The organism is Agrobacterium sp. NPDC090283 (assembly GCF_044769685.1).
Lineage (GTDB): Bacteria > Pseudomonadota > Alphaproteobacteria > Rhizobiales > Rhizobiaceae > Agrobacterium.
This window is the reverse complement of sequence record NZ_JBIVYG010000001.1, coordinates 238,352-256,956: the sequence shown is the minus strand read 5'-3', so window position 1 is coordinate 256,956 and position 18,605 is coordinate 238,352. Positions and strand designations below refer to the sequence as shown.

Genomic DNA, 18,605 nt, shown 5'->3' with positions numbered 1-18,605 from the left:
CGATCTCAGCCAGGGCCGCCGCACCGGCGACGCCATCAGGACAGTCATTGCCAAACAAATACCTCACGTCTCCGTCCCCTTTGAAATAATTCAATATAAAACTAAATTAAAAAACAATAATTTCGAAACTTATATTAAAATTAAATAGTTAAAATCGGATTATGACAAAAATAAAACATTAAAATCGAAAACAATACTTATTAAAATCAACTTATTCTGTATTGTCGATGAAGCACTCACGCATTTTGTCATGATGCTGCGATATGAAAAATGACAGGGCCTTCGGGATCGATCGCCTTGCCCCTTCGGTCGTTTCTGCTAAAACCCTATAAAGTCACACTTTATTCCATGAAGCACTCAAACGGATTCCTCTCCATGTCAGCCACCAAGCTTGCCATCGTCGGCGTCGGTAAAATCGTTCGCGACCAGCATCTTCCCGCCATCGCAGGCAATCCGGATTTCGAATTGATCTGCACCGCGAGCCGCCACGGCACCGTCGACGGTGTTTCTTCTTATGGCACCATCGAGGCCATGCTGGAGGCGGAGCCGGCAATCGATGCGGTTTCACTGTGCATGCCGCCGCAATATCGCTACGAGGCGGCTTACGCGGCGCTGAATGCCGGCAAGCATGTCTTCCTTGAAAAGCCGCCGGGCGCGACGCTTTCGGAGGTGCAGGATCTCGTTCGGCTTGCGGATTCGAAGGGCCTTTCGCTGTTTACCAGTTGGCATTCGCGTTATGCGCCGGCGGTGGAGGCGGCGAAGGCGTTTCTGGCCTCGACGAAAATCGACAGCGTGCATGTGATCTGGAAAGAGGATGTGCGTCATTGGCACCCGAACCAGGCCTGGATCTGGCAGGCGGGCGGTCTCGGCGTGTTCGATCCAGGCATTAATGCGCTCTCGATCATCACCCACATCCTGCCGCGCGCGCTGTTCCTGACCAAGGCGACGCTGGAATTCCCGGAAAACCGCGACGCCCCGATCGCCGCCGACCTGCATTTTTCCGATGTGACGAAGACGCCCGTCCATGCCGAATTCGACTGGCGCCAGACCGGCAAGCAGAGCTGGGACATCATTGCCGAGACGGCGGCGGGACGGATGGTGCTGTCCGAAGGTGGCGCCAAGCTCTCGATCAATGGCGAAGACAAGCTCTCCCAGCCGGAACGGGAATATCCGGCCCTTTACGAGCGCTTCTCCGAGATCATCAAGGCGAGCCGCTCGGACGTCGATCTTGCGCCGCTGACCCATGTGGCCGACGCCTTCCTGCTCGGCCGCCACAAATTCGTGGATTCCTTCTACGACTGAGAAGCCGAAGCGCTTCCCGAAGGATAATGCCTCAAAGGGCGCGGCTGACGAAGCGGTCGCGCCCTGAATTTTTGGCCTGATACAGCGCTTCATCAACGCTGCACAGCAGCGTTGCCCGGTCTGTACCCGCCTGCGGAGCAAGCGCGCCACCGATGCTGAGGCGGGCGTCGACATCCTGCCCGTCCACGTCAAAGGGGTTGCGGAAAGCGGCCAGAAGCCGGTCCGCCATCCCGCTCATGATATCGGGGGTGCCGGGCCGCGGTATAAAAATCGCGAATTCATCGCCGCCCATACGCACGACAATGTCCTCCCTGCGGATTGCCTTGCGAATACGTCCGGCGGCGGCGGTCAGAACGCGGTCGCCCGCGGGATGGCCGAATGTGTCATTGATGGTCTTGAAACCGTCGAGATCCAGATAGAGCACACCGAAGGCCTCGTTTGCACGCAGGGCCGCGCCGAGCTGGCCGTCGACGATCGCCTCCAGCGCCTTGCGATTATAAAAACTGGTCAGCGGATCGGTCATCGCCGCATTGCGCAATTCGCGTTCGGCAAGACTCATGGTGAAATTGGCTTTCTGAAGCCGCAGCATTGCGGCCGCCAGCAGCGCGAAGTGTCTGAGATTGTCGATTTCGATGCCGGAAAAATTTCTCGGCACCGTATCGACCAGACAAAAGGCGCCGACAACAAGACCGGGCTCAAGCTCGATCGGCGCGCCCGCATAAGAACGCAGTTCCGGGCCGCCTTTCACATAGGACATGAAGCGGAAATGCGGATGCTCGGTCAGATCGGAAATCACCACCACATCCTGTTTGGCGATGACGCGGTTGCAGATCGAGAGATCGCGCGGGCATTCCGACAACTGCATTCCCGATTGCTCGGCGATATGAAGCCAATCCTCGTCGACAATATTGATCGCCGCACGTGCCACGCCAAACACCCCCTGCCCCAATTGCGACAGCACTTTCAGTTCCGGCATCTCGGCATTCTTGAAAGACATGATCGACCGCACCGCCACCAGACGCTCCATTTCCCCGTCCGGTCGTGAAATCGCCTGTCCCATGCGCATATCCTTCTGCTGTTTCGTCTGCGGCAGCCTTTGACCGGATCAAACGACCGGCCCCACGAAAGCCCACATCTCTCCGGGTGCTTTCCTTCGGCGCATAATGCAAAAACCGGCAATTAACGCCACGTGCGAATTTTTGCCGGTCTGTTTGCATATGGAACCAATCGTGGAAATATCCAACCTGCGGTGCGATCAGGCCTTTTTCTGCCAGCGGCCTTCTGGCGACTGCTGCCAATAGGTCAGGGAGTGCCCCTCCGTCTTCAGCCTTTTCCAATGGTTACGTGCCATTTCCAGCTGGTAGGCGTCGTATCCGTCAAACATGAAGACAACGCGTTCATAGGCCTCCACCGCCGGCGGCTCGGCGCCATCAACGAGAAAGCGCACGCTCGCCGCATTGGCGTTCTCATCCGAGGCCGTCAGGAGAATCGGCTGGCTTTGCGGTGCGGACGACGTGTCGGTGGCGTGCGGCAGGAAGCTGTCGTCACGAAAGGTCCACAGATGCGTGTCGAGGAAATCACGGCGCTCCTCGCCCACCGTCTGGATCGCGACCTTCCAGCCGCGCTCCAGCGATTTCTCGAGCAAGGGCGGCAACGCGTCCTCCAGCTTCGATTCCGTCAGATGGTAGAACAGAATTTCAGTCATCCGCAGACGTGCCGCCCCACTCGCTTCAATCTTCGTAGTGGGCGCGAACGAGCTCGTTCAGCAGACGCACGCCGTAGCCCGATCCCCAGGACTGGTTGATCTCGGTCAGCGGCGACCCCATGGCGGTGCCGGCGATATCGAGATGCGCCCACGGCGTTTCGCCCACGAAACGCTTGAGGAATTGCGCGGCGGTGACGGAACCCGCTAGCCGGCCGGAGCTGTTCTTCATGTCGGCGAATTTGGAATCGATGATCTTGTCGTAATCCTTGCCGAGCGGCATGCGCCACAGTTTTTCGGCCGTCGCCTCTCCCGCCTGAGCAAGCCGCGCGGCCAGTTCGTCGTCGTTGGAGAAAAGCCCGGCCTGCAGATTGCCGAGCGCTACCGTGATCGCGCCCGTCAGCGTGGCGAGGTTGATCATGAATTTCGGGTTGAAGCGGTCCTTGGTGTACCAGAGCGCATCGGCCAGAACCAGCCGGCCCTCGGCATCTGTGTTGATGATCTCGATGGTCTGGCCGGACATTGACGTGACGATATCGCCGGGGCGCTGCGCGTTGCCATCAGGCATGTTTTCCACAAGGCCGATGACGCCGATCACATTCGCCTTGGCCTTGCGGGCCGCCAGCACATGCATCAGGCCGGTCACGGCTGCCGCGCCGCCCATATCACCCTTCATGTCTTCCATGTTGAGGCCGGGCTTCAGCGAAATGCCGCCGGTATCGAAAACGACGCCCTTGCCGACAAAGGCAATGGGTTCATCTTTCTTCGAACCACCGTTCCACTGCATGACCGCAAGCCGCGGCGGGCGGGCCGAGCCCTGCGCCACGCCGAGAAGCGCATTCATGCCGAGCTTCTTCAGTTCCTTCTCGCCGAGAATTTCGACGTCGACGCCGAGCTTGCGCAGTTCCTCCGCCTTTTCGGCGAACTCGACCGGGCCAAGCACGTTCGGTGGCAGGTTGACGAGATCACGCGCCAGAACCACGCCGCCGGCAACGGCTTCCGACACGGCAAAGGCCTTTTCCGCGTCCTTGTGGGCGGCGGTTACGATGGTGACATCGACCTTCTTCGGCGTCTTTTCGTCATCGGACTTTTTCTTGGTCTTGTAGGCATCGAAACTATAGGCGCGCAGCAGCAGGCCAAGCGCGAAGTCCGCAGCCGCCTCGGCACCAACCTCGACGCCCGGGGCATCGAGATAGATGACGACCTTGTCCGCCTTTTTGAAATGGGCGGCCGCGGTGCCGCCGGCGCGCAGCCAGTCATGGGCGATCAGTTTCGACGGCTTGCCCAGCCCGATGACGAGCAGCCGGTCCGCCGCCGAACCCTGCGGTGCGATGACGTCGAGCGTCGCCATGGATTTCGCGGAAAAGCCGGAAATCTTCGCCGCTCTCTCGATCACCCCGCCCGGATCGGCCTCGGAAGCACCGGCGACGGCCTGCGCCTCACCCGAGGCCTGCAGCACGATGGCCAAGGCATTTTCCAGCGCGGCGGAATTGGCGAAAGAAATATCGAATTTGGCGGACATGTTTTCCTGCTCTTCTTCTACGACTTGCACGATGCGCATGATCATGGCCTTTTCGGCCCGGGGCGCAACCCCGCATTCTTTAACGGCCTACAGTCGTTAAAGGAAAGGCATTTTTGTGGAATGCGAAATCACGTCATGAAACCGACAGCTTGTTCCACAAAAAGACACAGGCGATGGAAAAATCGTCGCGCAAAACATATTTGTGAGCATGCCGGAATAGCCAATTGCCAACGATGCGATTAGATAGGCGAAAATTCGGCGAGCGATCGCACGGAAAAACAATGTCGAACAGGGCCGTATGAAGCTTCTCGAGAACTATATCCTGCGGCGGACAACGCAGATGTTTCTGGTCGCGCTGCTGCCGGTGCTGGCCATCATCTGGACCATCCAGGTTCTCCAGAGAATCAACCTCGTGACCGATACGGGCCAGTCGATGGGTTCCTTCATGGCGCTCGCGACGATGATCCTGCCGACGCTCATTCCCGTGGTCCTGCCTTTTGCGCTCGTCATCGGCATCACCCAGATCTTCACGACGATGAACAATGATTCCGAGCTTGCCATCATCGATGCGGCCGGAGCGCCGCGTTCGGTGATGTATCGCCCGGTTCTCATTCTGGCCGCCGTTCTGAGCGCGCTTTCCTTCACCATCACCAATTTCATCGAGCCGCCCGCCCGCAGCTCGGCCCGACAGATGGTGGCCGCCGCCTATGCCGACCTTCTGTCCTCGGTGATCGAGGAAAAGACCTTCCGCACCATTCAGGACGGCCTTTACGTGCAGATCGCCCAGCGGCAGGGCCGTATCCTCAAGGGCCTGTTCGTCGCCGACCGCCGCGATCCGAATTTCGACCTCATCTATTATGCCAAGGAAGGCATGATCGACGAGAGCGGCACGTCTCTCACCATGCGCGACGGCGAAGTGCAGCAGAAGACGCCGGACGGCAAGGTCTCGATCGTCAAGTTCCTGTCCTATGCCTTCGACCTCTCGACCATGTCGGAAAAGCAGGATTCGGAACCCTCGCTTTCCCCCGGTGATGCGAGCCTCGGCTTCCTTCTTTCCCCGGACGAGAACAATGCGAGCTACAAGCGCTCACCGGAGAATTTCCGCAGCGAGCTGCACAAGCGCCTGTCGGACTGGATGTTCGCCTTCTCCTTCGCGCTGATTTCGCTGGTCATCGCCGCCGATGCCCGTTCTCACCGCGAGGCGCGCCTGCATCCAATGGTCGCCGCACTGGTGACGGCCTTCATGCTGCGCTGGCTTGGTTTTTACGTCACCAATCAGATCAAGCAAAGCGCGGCCTTCATTCCGCTGGTCTATGCCGTGCCGGGCTTAAGCGGCGGCGCCGCCGCCTTCATTCTGCTGACCGGCCGCAAGCCGAAGATGCCGAAAGTCATCGCCGATACGATGGGTCGCCTGCGCCGTCTCTTCTCCAGCCGGATGGCGAAAAACCCTGGGAGCGGCAACGCATGATTTTCAACACGCTCTCCCGGTATTTCCTGAAACGATATCTGATCACCGCCATCTGGTTCGTGCTCGGCGTATCCTCGATCATTTACCTTGCCGATTTCAGCGAAACGGCACGGCGCATGTCCGGCCTGCCCGGCTACTCGGTTCCGGCCGCCCTTGGCCTGACGGCGCTCCGCCTGCCGTTGATCCTGCAGCAGACCGTGCCCTTCATCGCGCTTTTCGTCGGCATGACGACGCTGATCTCGCTCAACCGCCGTTACGAACTGGTGGTGACGCGCGCCGCCGGCATTTCCGCCTGGCAGTTCATCCTTCCCTTCGTGCTCGGCGCGGTTTTCATCGGTATCCTGTCGGTCACGATCCTGAACCCCATCGCGGCATGGGGCCAGAACAAGTCGCTGGCGATGGAAGCCGGCCTGCGCAACGAAGCAGGCGGCGGCCGCCAGCAGGAGATCGTTCCGTGGATGCGCCAGTCGAGCGGCGGCCAGGATACGATCATCGGCGCCAAGAGCTTCGAAGACAACGGAACGATGCTTCTCGACGTGGTTCTCATCGACCTCGACAAGGGCGGAAACATCGTCTCGCGGAAGGATGCGAAGTCGGCTAAATTGGAAGATGGTTACTGGCTTCTTAACGGCGTTACGGAAACGCGCGCCGGCCATGTGCCAGTTCGGCAAGAGAGCATGCGGATCAGTACCAATCTGAGACGGGAATTCGTCCAGGAGCGCATGACGCAGACGGAAACCGTTGCTTTCTTTGACCTTTCTCACAAGATCGAAGTTGCAAAGTCCTTTGGACTATCTTCGAAGGCGCTTGAGACGCAGTATCATTTCCTGCTATCGACGCCCCTGCTTCTGGTCGCGATGACCTTGATCGCCGCGACCGTTTCATTAAAGTTCAGCCGCTTCGCCCAATCGCGCTCCGTGATTCTGGGTGGAATCGTTTCCGGCTTCGTGCTTTATGTAGTAACCGTGCTCGTAAGGGCATTCGGGAGTGGTGGTGTTGTCCCTCCCACCGTCGCGGTCTGGGTTCCAGTCATCGTGGCGTTGGCTTTGGGGGCAACCATTCTGCTTCATCAGGAGGACGGCTAAGTGGCGGTAATTGACCGCGGGAATATCAGGCGGCTTTGGACGGCCCTTCTGACAGGTGCCGCTGTGTGCGCGTATTTGGCATCCAGCCCGGTCGCTTTCGGCCAGGATGGACTGCTTGCGTCGGCAAGCCAAGACGATTCGAAACTCCTGCTTACAGCAAATGAACTGACCTATAATCGCGATTCCCAGCGCGTGATCGCGAAGGGCGTGGTTCGCATGAAATATTCGGGCTACCGCATGGTGGCCCAGCAAGTGGAATACAACCAGCAGACCGGCCGCGTGATTGCCCATGGCAACATCGAGCTGATCGAGCCGGGCGGCAACAAGATCTATGCCGACGAGATGGACGTCACTGACGATTTCGGTCAGGGCTTCGTCAATGCGCTGCGCGTCGAGACCACGGACAATACCCGTATTGCGGGTGAAAGCGCCGAGCGTCTCGAAGGCGACATGATGGTGCTTAACAACGGTGTCTACACCGCGTGTCTGCCCTGCGCCGAGCGGCCCGAAAAGGCGCCGCTGTGGCAGGTCAAGGCCGAGCGCGTCATTCAGGACGGCAAGACCCATACGGTGCGGCTGGAAAAGGCCCGCCTCCAGCTTTTCGGCCATTCGATCGCCTATCTGCCGTTCCTCACGGTTCCGGACAATACGGTTAAGCGCAAATCCGGCTTCCTATTCCCGCAGATGAGCATTACCGATAATCTCGGTTTCGGTATCGGTGTCCCCTATTTCCAGGTTCTGTCCGACACATCGGACGTGACCGTCACGCCGACCTATTACACGACGCAGGGTCTGCTTTTGCAGGCGGAATTGCGCCAGCGCTTCGAAACCGGCATGCACACGGTCACGATCGCCGGCATCAGCCAGCAGAAGTCCGAAACCTTCACGGCCGGCACCAGCGATGCCCTCAACGACAATCGCGGCATGATCGCAAGCAAGGGTGATTTCTCGATCAACCCGCGCTGGGCGTTCGGCTGGGATGCCATGGTGCAGACCGACAATAACTTTTCGCGCACCTATGGGCTGAAGGGTTATAAAAACGACGTCCAGACCAACCAGATCTATCTGACCGGTACGGGGGAGCGTAACAGCTTCGAAGCCCGCGGCTATTATTTCAACGTTCAGGATACGGACAATACCGAAGCCAAGGAACGCAAGCAGGCAATCGTCCATCCGGTTGTCGACTATCGCTATTTCGTGCCCGATCCGGTTTATGGCGGCGAACTTTCGCTGACCACCAATCTGACGAGCATCACCCGCCTGAGGCAGGATGCTTACGCGCTAGGCGGTTATCCGCGTTTCAGCGGACTTGAGGGTGACTACACGCGCCTTTCCACCGAAGCCGAGTGGAAGCGCACCTTCACGATGGACAGCGGCCTGCAGATCACGCCGATCCTTGCCGCGCGCGGCGACGCGCTCTGGTCGGACATGTCCCCTGCGGCCTTCACTTCGGGCGGCACCTCCTATGCCTATGAGGGCATGATGAATGACGGCGCGGCTTTCCGCGGCATGGTCACCGGTGGTCTGGAAGTACGTTATCCCTGGCTGTTCACGGCGCTCAACAGCAGCCACGTGATCGAGCCGATTGCACAGATTTTCGTGCGTCCGAACGAACAATATGCCGGCCGTCTTCCGAACGAGGACGCACAGGCCTTCGTCTTCGACGCGACAAATCTGTTCGAACGCGACAAATTCTCCGGTTTCGACCGGATCGAAGGCGGCACGCGCGCCAATATCGGCTTCCGCTATAATGGTACGTTCGACAATGGCTACGGCGTTCGCGCCATTGCCGGCCAGTCCTTCCATCTGGCGGGCGATAACTCCTTCGCCTCCTACGATCTCGTCAATGCAGGCGCCAATTCCGGCCTCGAATCCGACCGTTCGGACTACGTCGCCATGGCTGCTTTCGATGCGCCGATCGGTCTTTCGCTGTCGTCGAGCCTGCGTCTCGACAAGGACGATTTCGACATCAACCGTTCGGAGACCGGCATCAGCTATTCGGACCGCCGCCTTACCGGCAAGCTCAGCTATACGCAGGTCAAGGCGCAACCCAAATACGGCTATAATGAAGACCGCGATATCATCCAGGCGTCCGGTACGCTGCGCATGGACGACAACTGGTCGCTGTTCGGCTCGATCAACTACGATCTGAACGGCAAGTTTGCCGCCGAACGCCGCATCGGCATTGCCTATCAGGATGAATGCACGATCTTGACGGTCAGCTACTCCGACGAAGGCAATATCAACTCCAGCCGCCAGGCCGCCAATGACTGGTCGATCAATGCTCGCCTGGCCTTCCGTACGCTCGGCGATATCAGCGTCGGCTCCGCCAATGAGGACTGGAACGACATGGATATTGGCTGGAAGCCAAACAACTATTGAGTTTAGAGGCAGGTCACGCAGCATCGTGGCCTGCCTTTTTACCATTTGGCCAGTAAAGCCACGGTTTCGCCGCAACAACACGCCAATGTCGGCCGCGCATGGAACCTATCGGGTTTTCTTTCAACAAACCGACACATTGCCGTCTTGCGGATCGCGATGATATATACGTGGCAAATTCGCGGTGCGGATGCAAAAGGGCAGGTCTGAAAAGCGGGAGAGTTCTATATTCCCCCCATCAGGCAGAACAGATTGGCGGGACAGGGCAACAGGACCCTGCCCGACGAAAGGGAGAAGGATATGATGAATTTCGGAAAGACGGCTTTGCGTGGCGCTGCTTTCGCCTTTGCGATATTCGCCGTTCCCATGGCCGTTGTGCCCTATGCCGGCCAGGCCTTCGCCGACAGCACCGTCAAGATCGTCGTCAACAAGACCCCCATCACCAATGATGATATTGCCAGGCGCGTCGCGTTTCTGAAGCTGCAGCGCCAGTCCGGCAACCTCAATGAAAAGGCGCGTGAGCAGCTGGTCGATGAGGCGCTGAAACGCGAAGAAATCGGCCGCGTGAAAATGTCGGTCAGCACCGACGACGTCGATGCCGCCTTCGCACGCTTTGCCGGCAACAACAAGATGACGCCGCAGCAATTGACGAAGGTGCTTTCGCAGGCGGGTGTCGGAGCCGACCATTTTAAGGCCTTCATCGCCGTTCAGATGAGCTGGCCACGCCTTGTCAACGCCCGTTATGGCGCACGCGGCAAGATGTCGACGCAGGATCTCGTTACCCGCCTGAAGGAACGCGGCGACAAGCCCGTCACCACGGAATATTTCCTGCAGCAGATCATCTTCGTTGTCCCGGAATCGAAACGCAACGCCATTACCGGCAAGCGCAAGGCCGAGGCTGAAGCCTCGCGCAAGCGTTATCCCGGCTGCGACCAGGCCATGAGCTTCGCCGCGACCATGCGCGACGTGGCGATCAAGGATCTTGGCCGCATTCTCGCGCCGGAACTGCCGGAAGACTGGAAGGCGCTGGTGGAAAAGACCAAGGAAGGCGGCACCACCGGTACGCGTGTGACCGAAAAGGGCGTCGAATATCTGGCCATCTGCAAGCAGCGTCAGGTTTCCGACGACTATGCGGCTGAAATGGTATTCAAGTCCGAGGACCTGATGAAGGCCAAGGACGGCGAAAACCCGAACGAAAAGAAATATATGGATGAGCTGCGCAAGAAGGCGCAGATCGTCAACACCTGATATTGATACAAGAGCCGGGTCTTTCCGTGACATATGCATCCCTGCCGCTTGCCCTGACACAGGGAGATCCAGCCGGTATCGGCCCCGACATCGCCATCACCGCCTGGGCAAAGCGCCGGGAGAACGGCGTGCCGCCGTTCATTTTCATCGGCGACCCCGATGTGGTGGCGAGCCGTGCGGCTCTGATCGGTGTCCCGGTCAATATCGAGACCTGCGATGCGGAAAGTGCCGTCGGCCTGTTCGAACGCGCTTTCCCCGTCCTTCCTCTTCCTGTCGGTTTCGAGGTGCAGGCGGGTCAGCCGCATGTCGGAGCGGCGCATGCGACGATCAAGGCCATCGAGACCGCCGTTTCCCTGACGGTCGAGGGCAAGACTGCGGCTGTCGTTACCAATCCGATCGCAAAATCCGTACTTTACGAAGCCGGTTTCGGCTTCCCCGGTCATACGGAATTTCTGGCCGATCTCGCCTTGCGCCAGACGGGCGAGCAAGTCATCCCGGTCATGATGATTGCCGGACCCAAGGTCCGTGTCGTCCCGGTGACGATCCATATCCCCGTAAAAGACGTGCCGGCCGCTCTCACGGAAGAGCTGATCGTCACGACCTGCCGGATCATCGATGCCGATCTGCGGCAGAAATTCGGCATCGAGGCGCCGCGTCTGGCGGTTGCCGGCCTCAACCCGCATGCGGGTGAAGATGGCGCACTGGGCACCGAGGATCGCGATATCGTTCACCCGGCGACCATGCGGTTGCGGAAGGACGGGATCGATGCTTTCGGTCCCCTGCCCGCCGACACCATGTTCCACGATGCCGCCCGCAAGCGTTATGACGTGGCGGTGTGCATGTATCACGATCAGGCGCTCATTCCGGCCAAGGCGCTCGGCTTCGACGATTCCGTCAATGTCACGCTCGGCCTGCCCTTCATCCGTACTTCGCCCGATCATGGCACCGCCTTCGGCATTGCCGGCCAGGGCATAGCCAATGAGGCGAGCCTTGTGGCGGCGCTGAAGATGGCGGCGGAAATCTCCCTCCGCAGCTGGGCGAACGCATAATGGCGGCCATCGACGGACTGCCGCCGCTGCGTGATGTCATAGAGCGCCACGGGCTCGACGCGAAGAAATCGCTCGGCCAGAACTTCCTGTTCGACCTCAACCTCACCCAGAAGATCGCCAGGACGGCAGGGCCGCTGGACGGCGTGACGGTGATCGAGGTCGGCCCGGGGCCTGGCGGCCTCACCCGCGCCATTCTTTCGCTTGGGGCGAAAAAGGTCATAGCCGTCGAACGCGACAGCCGCTGCCTGCCGGCGCTGGCCGAAATCGAAGCGCATTATCCCGGACGGCTCGAAGTCATCGAGGGCGACGCCCTCAAGACCGATTTCGAGGCTCTGCTTCCCGCCGGCGAACCGGTGCGGATCATCGCCAACCTGCCCTATAATGTCGGCACGCAATTGCTGGTCAACTGGCTGCTGCCGAGGGAATGGCCACCCTTCTGGCTCTCCATGACGCTGATGTTCCAGAAGGAAGTCGGCCAGCGTATCGTGGCAGAAGAAGGTGACAATCATTATGGCCGGCTGGGCGTTCTCGCCGGCTGGCGCACGGTCGCCGAAATGGCCTTCGACGTCCCGCCACAGGCCTTCAGCCCGCCGCCGAAGGTGACGTCCACCGTCGTGCATCTGCTGCCGAAGGACAAGCCGCTGCCCTGCGATGTCGCCAAGCTTGAAAAGGTCACGGAAGCTGCCTTCGGCCAGCGCCGCAAGATGCTGCGCCAGAGCGTGAAAAGCCTTGGCGGCGAGGTACTGCTGGAAAAAGCGGGGATCGATCCCACACGGCGAGCGGAAACGCTGTCGGTGGAGGAATTCGTCACTTTGGCGAATTGCCTGTAAATCCCGCCATGTGATGTGCGATTCCAAACGGCGGGACACGGGTTCGTGGACGCCGCGAATAAAGGAACAAGCGCGTGGAGAGTGCCGGTTTTCACTACAAGCTCGACATTCCCGCCGAACGACCTGACTGCGCGGTTGTCTTGTTGCATGGATCAGGACGAAAGGAAGACGACCTCATTTCGTTTGGCCGCGCCGTCTTTCCCAAGGGTGCGTTATACGCGCCAAGAGGCGCTGTTCCCTGGGAGAATGGCTTCGCATTTTTTCGCAGAAAACCCGACAGACAGCTCGATATTGACGATCTGAAACATCAGGCCGCCAGACTATGCCGGTTTATCACCATGGTCTTTCAGCAGACGGGGCAAAGACCCTTTCTCGTCGGATATTCGAACGGCGCGATCGTGGCGGCTGAAACGATATGTCAGGACCGTCATCTGTCGAAAGGCGCCATCCTGCTTCGCCCGCTATCTCCAAGGAAGGATCAATCTCTTCCGAACCTTGCGGGGTATCCGGCACTGCTGCTGGCCGGCGCCGACGACGAACGGCGTCACCCCTCCGATGCGCCGCATTTGGCCGAGCAACTGAGGTCAGCCGGCGCTGATACCGTTCTGGAAACAATCAACACGGGCCACGGCTGGGCGGAAGACGCAGCAGACGAGCAATTATCCCGCCAATGGCTGGCACGCTGGTCCATCGCGTAGCAACGGCATCGAAAATTAAACCCAGTTCTCAACTCGCAAGCCGGGCATTCGGACAAACTCACGCATATTGTTGGTCACGACAACGAGCCCTTCGCTTCGAGCATGGCCACCAATCTGCATATCGTGAACGCCGCAGGGCGTTCCGGCCCGGACAAGTTCGGCTCTGATCTGCCCATAATGCGCAGCACCTTTATCGGCGAAGGGCAGAACCTCAAGGCGCGCAGTGAAATTCTCTATGGCATTGAGATTTTCCTGACGCCGGGCAGATTTCTCCGCACCATAGTGGAGTTCGCCAAGCGTAATACTCGAAATACAGAGTTGATCTGCTGAACTATTGAATTTTTCCAGTAGAGCTGGAGGATAGGTCTTCATCACATAGATGCATATATTGGTGTCGAGCATATATGTGAGCATCAGAAGGACTCTCGCTCCTCCGATGTTGGCTCTTCGCGATCGGATAGAAAATCATCCGTCACGCGCGGACCAGTCAAGAAGAGATCATTCCAGCGCTTGCCATGTGGCACGATAACGCGTGTAAGACCAACTTTCAAAACGTCGACCTTATGCACATCGTCAGGAAAAGCCACAGTCTTTGGTAACCTGACGGCTTGACTGCGATTAGTTATGAAAACTGTAGACGTAGCCATTGACGAAGCCTCGTATATCCCATCAGGATATACATAACCCTCCCTTCACTCCGCTTCAAGGTCTTTGCCCGGTATTCGGCCATCAGAGCGCAGATATCGTCGTGGCAGCGACAACCCGGCCCAAAATCAAAACGCTGGCCTCTGCTTGCCTGTCAGAGCTTCGGCTCTTCCTCCAGCAATGCCCGCACGAAATCGAACATACCATGGCGGCGGTCGCGGCGGACGCGTTCGGCCTTCACGATGGCTTCCACGGCCTCGAAGGCGGCCTGCAGGTCGTCATTGAGGATGACATAGTCATAGTCGCGCCAGTGCTCGATTTCAGCACGGGAATTGAGGAGCCGGGTCTTGATCACCTCTTCGGTGTCTTCGGCGCGGCGATGCAGGCGCGATTGAAGTTCGGTCATGGTCGGCGGCAGGATGAAGATCGAAACAACGTCCGCTTTCATCTTGTCCTGCAGCTGCTCGGCGCCCTGCCAGTCGATATCGAACAACATGTCGCGACCGGCAGCCATGGCATCTTCCACCAGCCCACGCGGCGTGCCGTAAAAATTGCCGTGAACCTCCGCCCATTCCAGCAGCGCATCGCTATCCCGCAGGCGCTCGAATTCACGCGTGGAAATGAAATGGTAGTGGATGCCGTCAATCTCGCTCTGGCGGCGCGGGCGCGTCGTGACGCTGACGGACAGGCCGATATTCTTGTCCTTGTCGAGCAGGTTGCGCGCAATCGTGGATTTGCCTGCGCCCGATGGCGAAGAAATCACCAGCATCAACCCTCTGCGGGCAATCGTGACGGGAGAATTATTCACCGGGACCATGGGGTCTACTCCAGATTTTGGACCTGCTCGCGGAACTGGTCGATCACCACTTTCAGCTCTATGCCTGCTGCGGTTACCGCACTGGCGTTCGATTTGGAACAGATTGTATTCGACTCGCGGTTAAATTCCTGTGCAAGAAAATCAAGCTTGCGCCCTACCGGCCCGCCATTGGCCAAAAGCTCCCGCGACGCCTGAACATGGGCGTGCAGCCGGTCGATCTCTTCGCGCAGATCCGCCTTGGTGGCGATCAGCGCCGCCTCGGCATGCAGCCGGTCACGGTCGAGACCATGCAAGCCGTCACCGATGAGGGCGATCTGCTGGGCGAGCCGTGCCGCGATCTGCTCCGGATGGCGGGACGGATCGCTTTCAATGATGTCCGCGAGCTGCTCGATCCGGTTGATATGACCGGACAGGATGGCAAACAGCGACGCCCCTTCGCGCTCGCGCATATCCTTCAGCTTCTCGACCGCGGCGGCAAAGCCGGCAAGCACATCGCTGTTGCGCGTAGCCTGCGCCTCCGCGTCATCTTCCGCCTCACGAAAATCGACAAGCCCGCGCAGCGTGAGCAGCGTGTCGAAGCTCAGCGGCTTGTCTTCCACGACATCGCCAAGCTCCTTCTTGAGTGCCAGAACCGCCGCCAGGGCATCGCGGTTGATTACCGCCTCAAGCCGATTTTCCGCAATCGCCAGCGTCAGGCCCGCCTGGATGTTGCCGCGGGAAAGATGCTCGCCTGCAATTTCCCGCAGGGCCGTTTCCAGCGCTTCAAGACCGGCCGGCAGACGCAGGCGCACATCGAGCCCCTTGCCGTTCACCGAGCGCAATTCCCACGCCCAGCGGTAACGGCCGGAGGTTCCTTCGCTGCGTGCGAAGCCGGTCATCGATTGCAATGTCATATCTGGAAGCCCCCCGTCATGCCGTGCAAAACCGGGCCATGCGGATCGCAGGGCCCGGTCAGGATTATCAATTGTTGGCCGGCTTTTCCGCCTCGGCCCCGCCCGGCTGACCATCCACGACAACATCGGGATTGGCGCCGGAGGCCGCCTTTTCGGCCTCTATCTTGCGCCAGCGGCGCACATTGGCGTTATGCTCTTCAAGCGTCTTCGCAAAAACGTGGCCACCGGTGCCATCGGCCACGAAATAAAGGTCGTCCGTGCGCCATGGATTGGCTACTGCTTCAAGCGCCGCCCGGCCCGGATTGGCGATGGGAGACGGCGGCAGGCCCTTGATGACATAGGTGTTGAACGGCGTCTGCTTCTGCAGGTCCGACTGGTAGATCGGGCGGTCGGACGGCTTGCCGTCGCCACCGAACAGGCCGTAGATGATCGTCGGGTCGGATTGCAGGCGCATGCCCTTCTTCAGACGGTTGTAGAACACGGAAGCGACATGGGCGCGCTCGTCATCCTTGCCGGTTTCCTTCTCGACGATCGAGGCAAGCGTCACGAATTCCTCGACAGTCTTGATCGGCAGGTCGGGATCGCGCCGTTCCCAGATCATGTCGATCAGCTTGTCCTGCGCCGCACTCATCTGGTTGATGATTTCCTCGCGCTTGGTGCCGCGGGTGAAGCGGTAGGTATCGGGGCGCAGGCTGCCTTCCGGCGGCAGGGCCGAGGGCAATTCGCCGTCCAGCACTTCATCCGCTCCAAGACGCGCGAACATCTGCTTCACCGTCAGACCTTCCGGCAGCGACACGGAATAAAGGATCGACTTGCCGGACTCCAGCAGCATCATGATGTCCTTCATCGATGCGCCGGCCTTGATCTCATATTCGCCGGCCTTCAGCGTCTGGTCCTTTTGCAGGTAGCTGCCGGTCATCAGGCGGAAGACACGGGCGTTGGAGATGACCTCGTTACGCTCGAGATTATTGGCGATCTCGATGATGCCGGCGCCGTTGCGCACCGTGAAATGCGTGTTCGTCTGAAGCGGACCGGGCTCCTGGAACGCATTGATCATGTAATAGAAAGCGGCAATGGCCAGCACACAGACGGCAACCGCAAGCGTCATCAGAAAATTCAGGAAGATCACAAGCTGGCCATGGGCCTTGCGGGAGCGCTTGGGCGGCGCCGGCACTTTTTCCGGCCGCAGGGCTTCCGTCGGGGATTTCGGAATGATCGGGCCGCGATTGCCTTCGCCCGCGCCGTTCTGGCCGTATGGTCCCTGGCTGTTCTGGTTCGTGTCGCTCACCGTCGGTCCTTTTCAGTTCGGCGTTGTCAGCGCTTTTTGCGCAGGTAATGCGGCAAAAACAGGTTCGGAATGTCTTCCTGCACCACATAGAGATATCGTGAAGCCTTGCTATCCGGCTTCACGAACATCGTTTCGGACAAAGCCGATGGAGGAAGCAGCCTGCGGCCGGAAATCACCCCGAACCGGCAAACGCTTCCCATAAACGACTACAATATCGGCGCGAAAACCGGAATGGCTTTCGCAAGCCGCAATGCGTTCTTCAAAGGAAAGAACGTCCTTTGTCAGCACCCGGTGGGAGGGCGCCAGCGCGGCGGCAGAGCCGCCGCGGCAATTATGCTTCGTAACGACGCAGCACGAGGGAGGCGTTGGTGCCGCCGAAGCCGAAGGAGTTCGAGAGCGCCACATCGACCTGCCGCTTGCGCGCCTTGTGCGGCACGAGATCGATCTTCGTCTCGACATCGGGATTGTCGAGGTTCAGCGTCGGCGGAACGATGTTGTCGCGGATCGCAAGCGTGGCGAAAATCGCCTCGATGGCGCCCGCCGCACCGAGAAGATGGCCGGTGGCCGACTTGGTAGACGACATCGAAATCTTCGCGGCCGATTCGCCGACGAGGCGCTCGACCGCGCCAAGCTCGATGGTATCGGCCATGGTCGAGGTGCCATGGGCATTGATGTAGTCGACGTCGTCAGGCGTGAGACCTGCGCGCTTCAGCGCCATCGACATGCAGCGATAGGCGCCTTCACCGTCCTCGGACGGCGCGGTGATGTGATATGCATCGCCGGAGAGGCCATAACCGACGACTTCGGCGTAAATCTTCGCGCCGCGCGCCTTGGCATGTTCCAGCTCTTCCAGAACGACGATGCCCGCGCCCTCACCCATGACGAAACCGTCGCGATCGCGGTCATAAGGGCGCGAAGCCTTCTGCGGGTCGTCATTGTGCTGAGTGGAAAGCGCCTTGCAGGCGGCAAAACCGGCAAGCGCAATGCGGCAGACAGGCGATTCGGCGCCGCCGGCGACCATGACTTCGGCATCGCCGAGCGCGATCAGACGGGCCGCGTCGCCAATGGCGTGCGCACCGGTCGAGCAGGCCGTCACCACGGCATGGTTCGGTCCGCGCAGCTTGTGGCGGATGGAAACCTGGCCGGATACGAGGTTGATCAGACGGCCGGGAATGAAGAATGGAGAAATGCGCCGCGGGCCCTTGTCGCGCAGCGTATAGCCCGCCTCGACAATGCCCTCCAGGCCACCGATACCGGAGCCGATCAGAACGCCGGTGGCGATCTGGTCCTCGTCCGTTTCAGGATGCCAGTCCGCGTCGGCAAGCGCCATGTCGGCGGCAGCCATGCCGTACAGGATGAAAGGATCGATCTTGCGCTGTTCCTTGGGTTCCATCCAGTCATCGGCATTGAAGGTGCCGTTGGAACCATCGCCCACGGGAATACGGCAGGCGATCTTTGCCGGAAGGTCATCGACTTCGAATTCAGTCACGAGACGGGCGCCGTTCTGGCCGGCCAACAGCCGCTCCCAGGTCACTTCCGTCCCACATCCAAGAGGAGATACCATGCCGGTACCGGTGATAACGACACGCCTCATCGCCAATGCTCCGCCCTTATCCAAATCATCGGTCTTCATGCAACGCCGGACATCGCGAGATGTTCATCGGATGCTGCAGTATTTC

At 59.4% G+C, this 18,605-nt stretch carries 17 protein-coding genes; 8 read left to right on the top strand and 9 right to left on the bottom strand.

All coding sequences use genetic code 11. The annotated features are described in order from the left end of the window. The first annotated feature begins 375 nt into the window (after positions 1-375). Positions 376-1,302: a Gfo/Idh/MocA family protein gene (locus ACIQUH_RS01305; protein WP_400811997.1), complete on the top strand. Its 927-nt coding sequence runs from the start codon at positions 376-378 to the stop codon at positions 1,300-1,302. Positions 1,303-1,333: 31 nt separating this feature from the next. On the opposite strand, the gene ACIQUH_RS01300 is transcribed toward ACIQUH_RS01305, so the two are convergent. The 3 genes from ACIQUH_RS01300 to ACIQUH_RS01290 form a co-directional block, all read right to left on the bottom strand. After that, positions 1,334-2,362 carry a sensor domain-containing diguanylate cyclase gene (locus ACIQUH_RS01300; RefSeq protein ID WP_400811995.1) on the bottom strand — a complete coding sequence of 343 codons (1,029 nt, stop codon included), beginning with the start codon at positions 2,360-2,362 and terminating at the stop codon, positions 1,334-1,336. Positions 2,363-2,557: 195 nt separating this feature from the next. After that, complete coding sequence (locus tag ACIQUH_RS01295) at positions 2,558-3,007, bottom strand: DNA polymerase III subunit chi (protein WP_400811994.1); 450 nt, start codon at positions 3,005-3,007, stop codon at positions 2,558-2,560. Between the two features lie 25 nt (positions 3,008-3,032). After that, positions 3,033-4,526 (bottom strand): leucyl aminopeptidase, encoded by a 1,494-nt coding sequence (locus tag ACIQUH_RS01290; protein WP_400812488.1) that lies wholly within the window; start codon positions 4,524-4,526, stop codon positions 3,033-3,035. A gap of 298 nt (positions 4,527-4,824) precedes the next feature. Between ACIQUH_RS01290 and ACIQUH_RS01285 the strand changes: the two genes are divergently transcribed. From ACIQUH_RS01285 to ACIQUH_RS01255, 7 genes are all read left to right on the top strand, one after another. Further along, the gene (locus tag ACIQUH_RS01285; RefSeq protein WP_400811992.1) at positions 4,825-5,994 is read left to right on the top strand and encodes an LptF/LptG family permease; all 1,170 of its coding nucleotides are present in this window, start codon (positions 4,825-4,827) and stop codon (positions 5,992-5,994) included. Next, the gene (gene lptG / locus ACIQUH_RS01280; RefSeq protein WP_400811991.1) at positions 5,991-7,079 is read left to right on the top strand and encodes an LPS export ABC transporter permease LptG; all 1,089 of its coding nucleotides are present in this window, start codon (positions 5,991-5,993) and stop codon (positions 7,077-7,079) included. Before ACIQUH_RS01285 ends, lptG begins: the two co-directional genes overlap by 4 nt. Beyond that, complete coding sequence (locus ACIQUH_RS01275) at positions 7,080-9,461, top strand: LPS-assembly protein LptD (RefSeq protein ID WP_400811989.1); 2,382 nt, start codon at positions 7,080-7,082, stop codon at positions 9,459-9,461. It begins immediately after the preceding gene. A 297-nt stretch (positions 9,462-9,758) separates the two neighbouring features. Then, positions 9,759-10,706, top strand: a complete 948-nt coding sequence (locus ACIQUH_RS01270) for a SurA N-terminal domain-containing protein (RefSeq protein WP_400811988.1) — start codon at positions 9,759-9,761, stop codon at positions 10,704-10,706. A gap of 26 nt (positions 10,707-10,732) precedes the next feature. Further along, positions 10,733-11,755 carry a 4-hydroxythreonine-4-phosphate dehydrogenase PdxA gene (gene pdxA / locus ACIQUH_RS01265; protein WP_400811986.1) on the top strand — a complete coding sequence of 341 codons (1,023 nt, stop codon included), beginning with the start codon at positions 10,733-10,735 and terminating at the stop codon, positions 11,753-11,755. Continuing rightward, complete coding sequence (gene rsmA, locus ACIQUH_RS01260; RefSeq protein WP_400811984.1) at positions 11,755-12,585, top strand: 16S rRNA (adenine(1518)-N(6)/adenine(1519)-N(6))-dimethyltransferase RsmA; 831 nt, start codon at positions 11,755-11,757, stop codon at positions 12,583-12,585. Before pdxA ends, rsmA begins: the two co-directional genes overlap by 1 nt. A 74-nt stretch (positions 12,586-12,659) precedes the next feature. Next, positions 12,660-13,283: an alpha/beta hydrolase gene (locus tag ACIQUH_RS01255; RefSeq protein ID WP_400811982.1), complete on the top strand. Its 624-nt coding sequence runs from the start codon at positions 12,660-12,662 to the stop codon at positions 13,281-13,283. A gap of 15 nt (positions 13,284-13,298) precedes the next feature. On the opposite strand, the gene ACIQUH_RS01250 is transcribed toward ACIQUH_RS01255, so the two are convergent. The 6 genes from ACIQUH_RS01250 to fabF all read right to left on the bottom strand — a co-directional run bounded on the left by ACIQUH_RS01250 (position 13,299) and on the right by fabF (position 18,520). After that, entirely contained in the window at positions 13,299-13,697 is a 399-nt protein-coding gene (locus ACIQUH_RS01250) for a type II toxin-antitoxin system VapC family toxin (protein WP_400811980.1), read from the bottom strand. Continuing rightward, complete coding sequence (gene vapB / locus ACIQUH_RS01245; protein WP_400811978.1) at positions 13,697-13,930, bottom strand: type II toxin-antitoxin system VapB family antitoxin; 234 nt, start codon at positions 13,928-13,930, stop codon at positions 13,697-13,699. Before vapB ends, ACIQUH_RS01250 begins: the two co-directional genes overlap by 1 nt. Before the next feature lie 152 nt (positions 13,931-14,082). After that, positions 14,083-14,745 carry a guanylate kinase gene (gene gmk / locus ACIQUH_RS01240; RefSeq protein ID WP_400811976.1) on the bottom strand — a complete coding sequence of 221 codons (663 nt, stop codon included), beginning with the start codon at positions 14,743-14,745 and terminating at the stop codon, positions 14,083-14,085. 5 nt (positions 14,746-14,750) lie between these two features. Next, positions 14,751-15,638, bottom strand: a complete 888-nt coding sequence (locus ACIQUH_RS01235) for a YicC/YloC family endoribonuclease (protein WP_400811975.1) — start codon at positions 15,636-15,638, stop codon at positions 14,751-14,753. Positions 15,639-15,705: 67 nt separating this feature from the next. Continuing rightward, the gene (gene mltG, locus ACIQUH_RS01230) at positions 15,706-16,926 is read right to left on the bottom strand and encodes an endolytic transglycosylase MltG (protein WP_400811974.1); all 1,221 of its coding nucleotides are present in this window, start codon (positions 16,924-16,926) and stop codon (positions 15,706-15,708) included. Between the two features lie 331 nt (positions 16,927-17,257). Next, complete coding sequence (gene fabF / locus ACIQUH_RS01225) at positions 17,258-18,520, bottom strand: beta-ketoacyl-ACP synthase II (RefSeq protein ID WP_400811972.1); 1,263 nt, start codon at positions 18,518-18,520, stop codon at positions 17,258-17,260. Positions 18,521-18,605 lie beyond the last annotated feature (85 nt).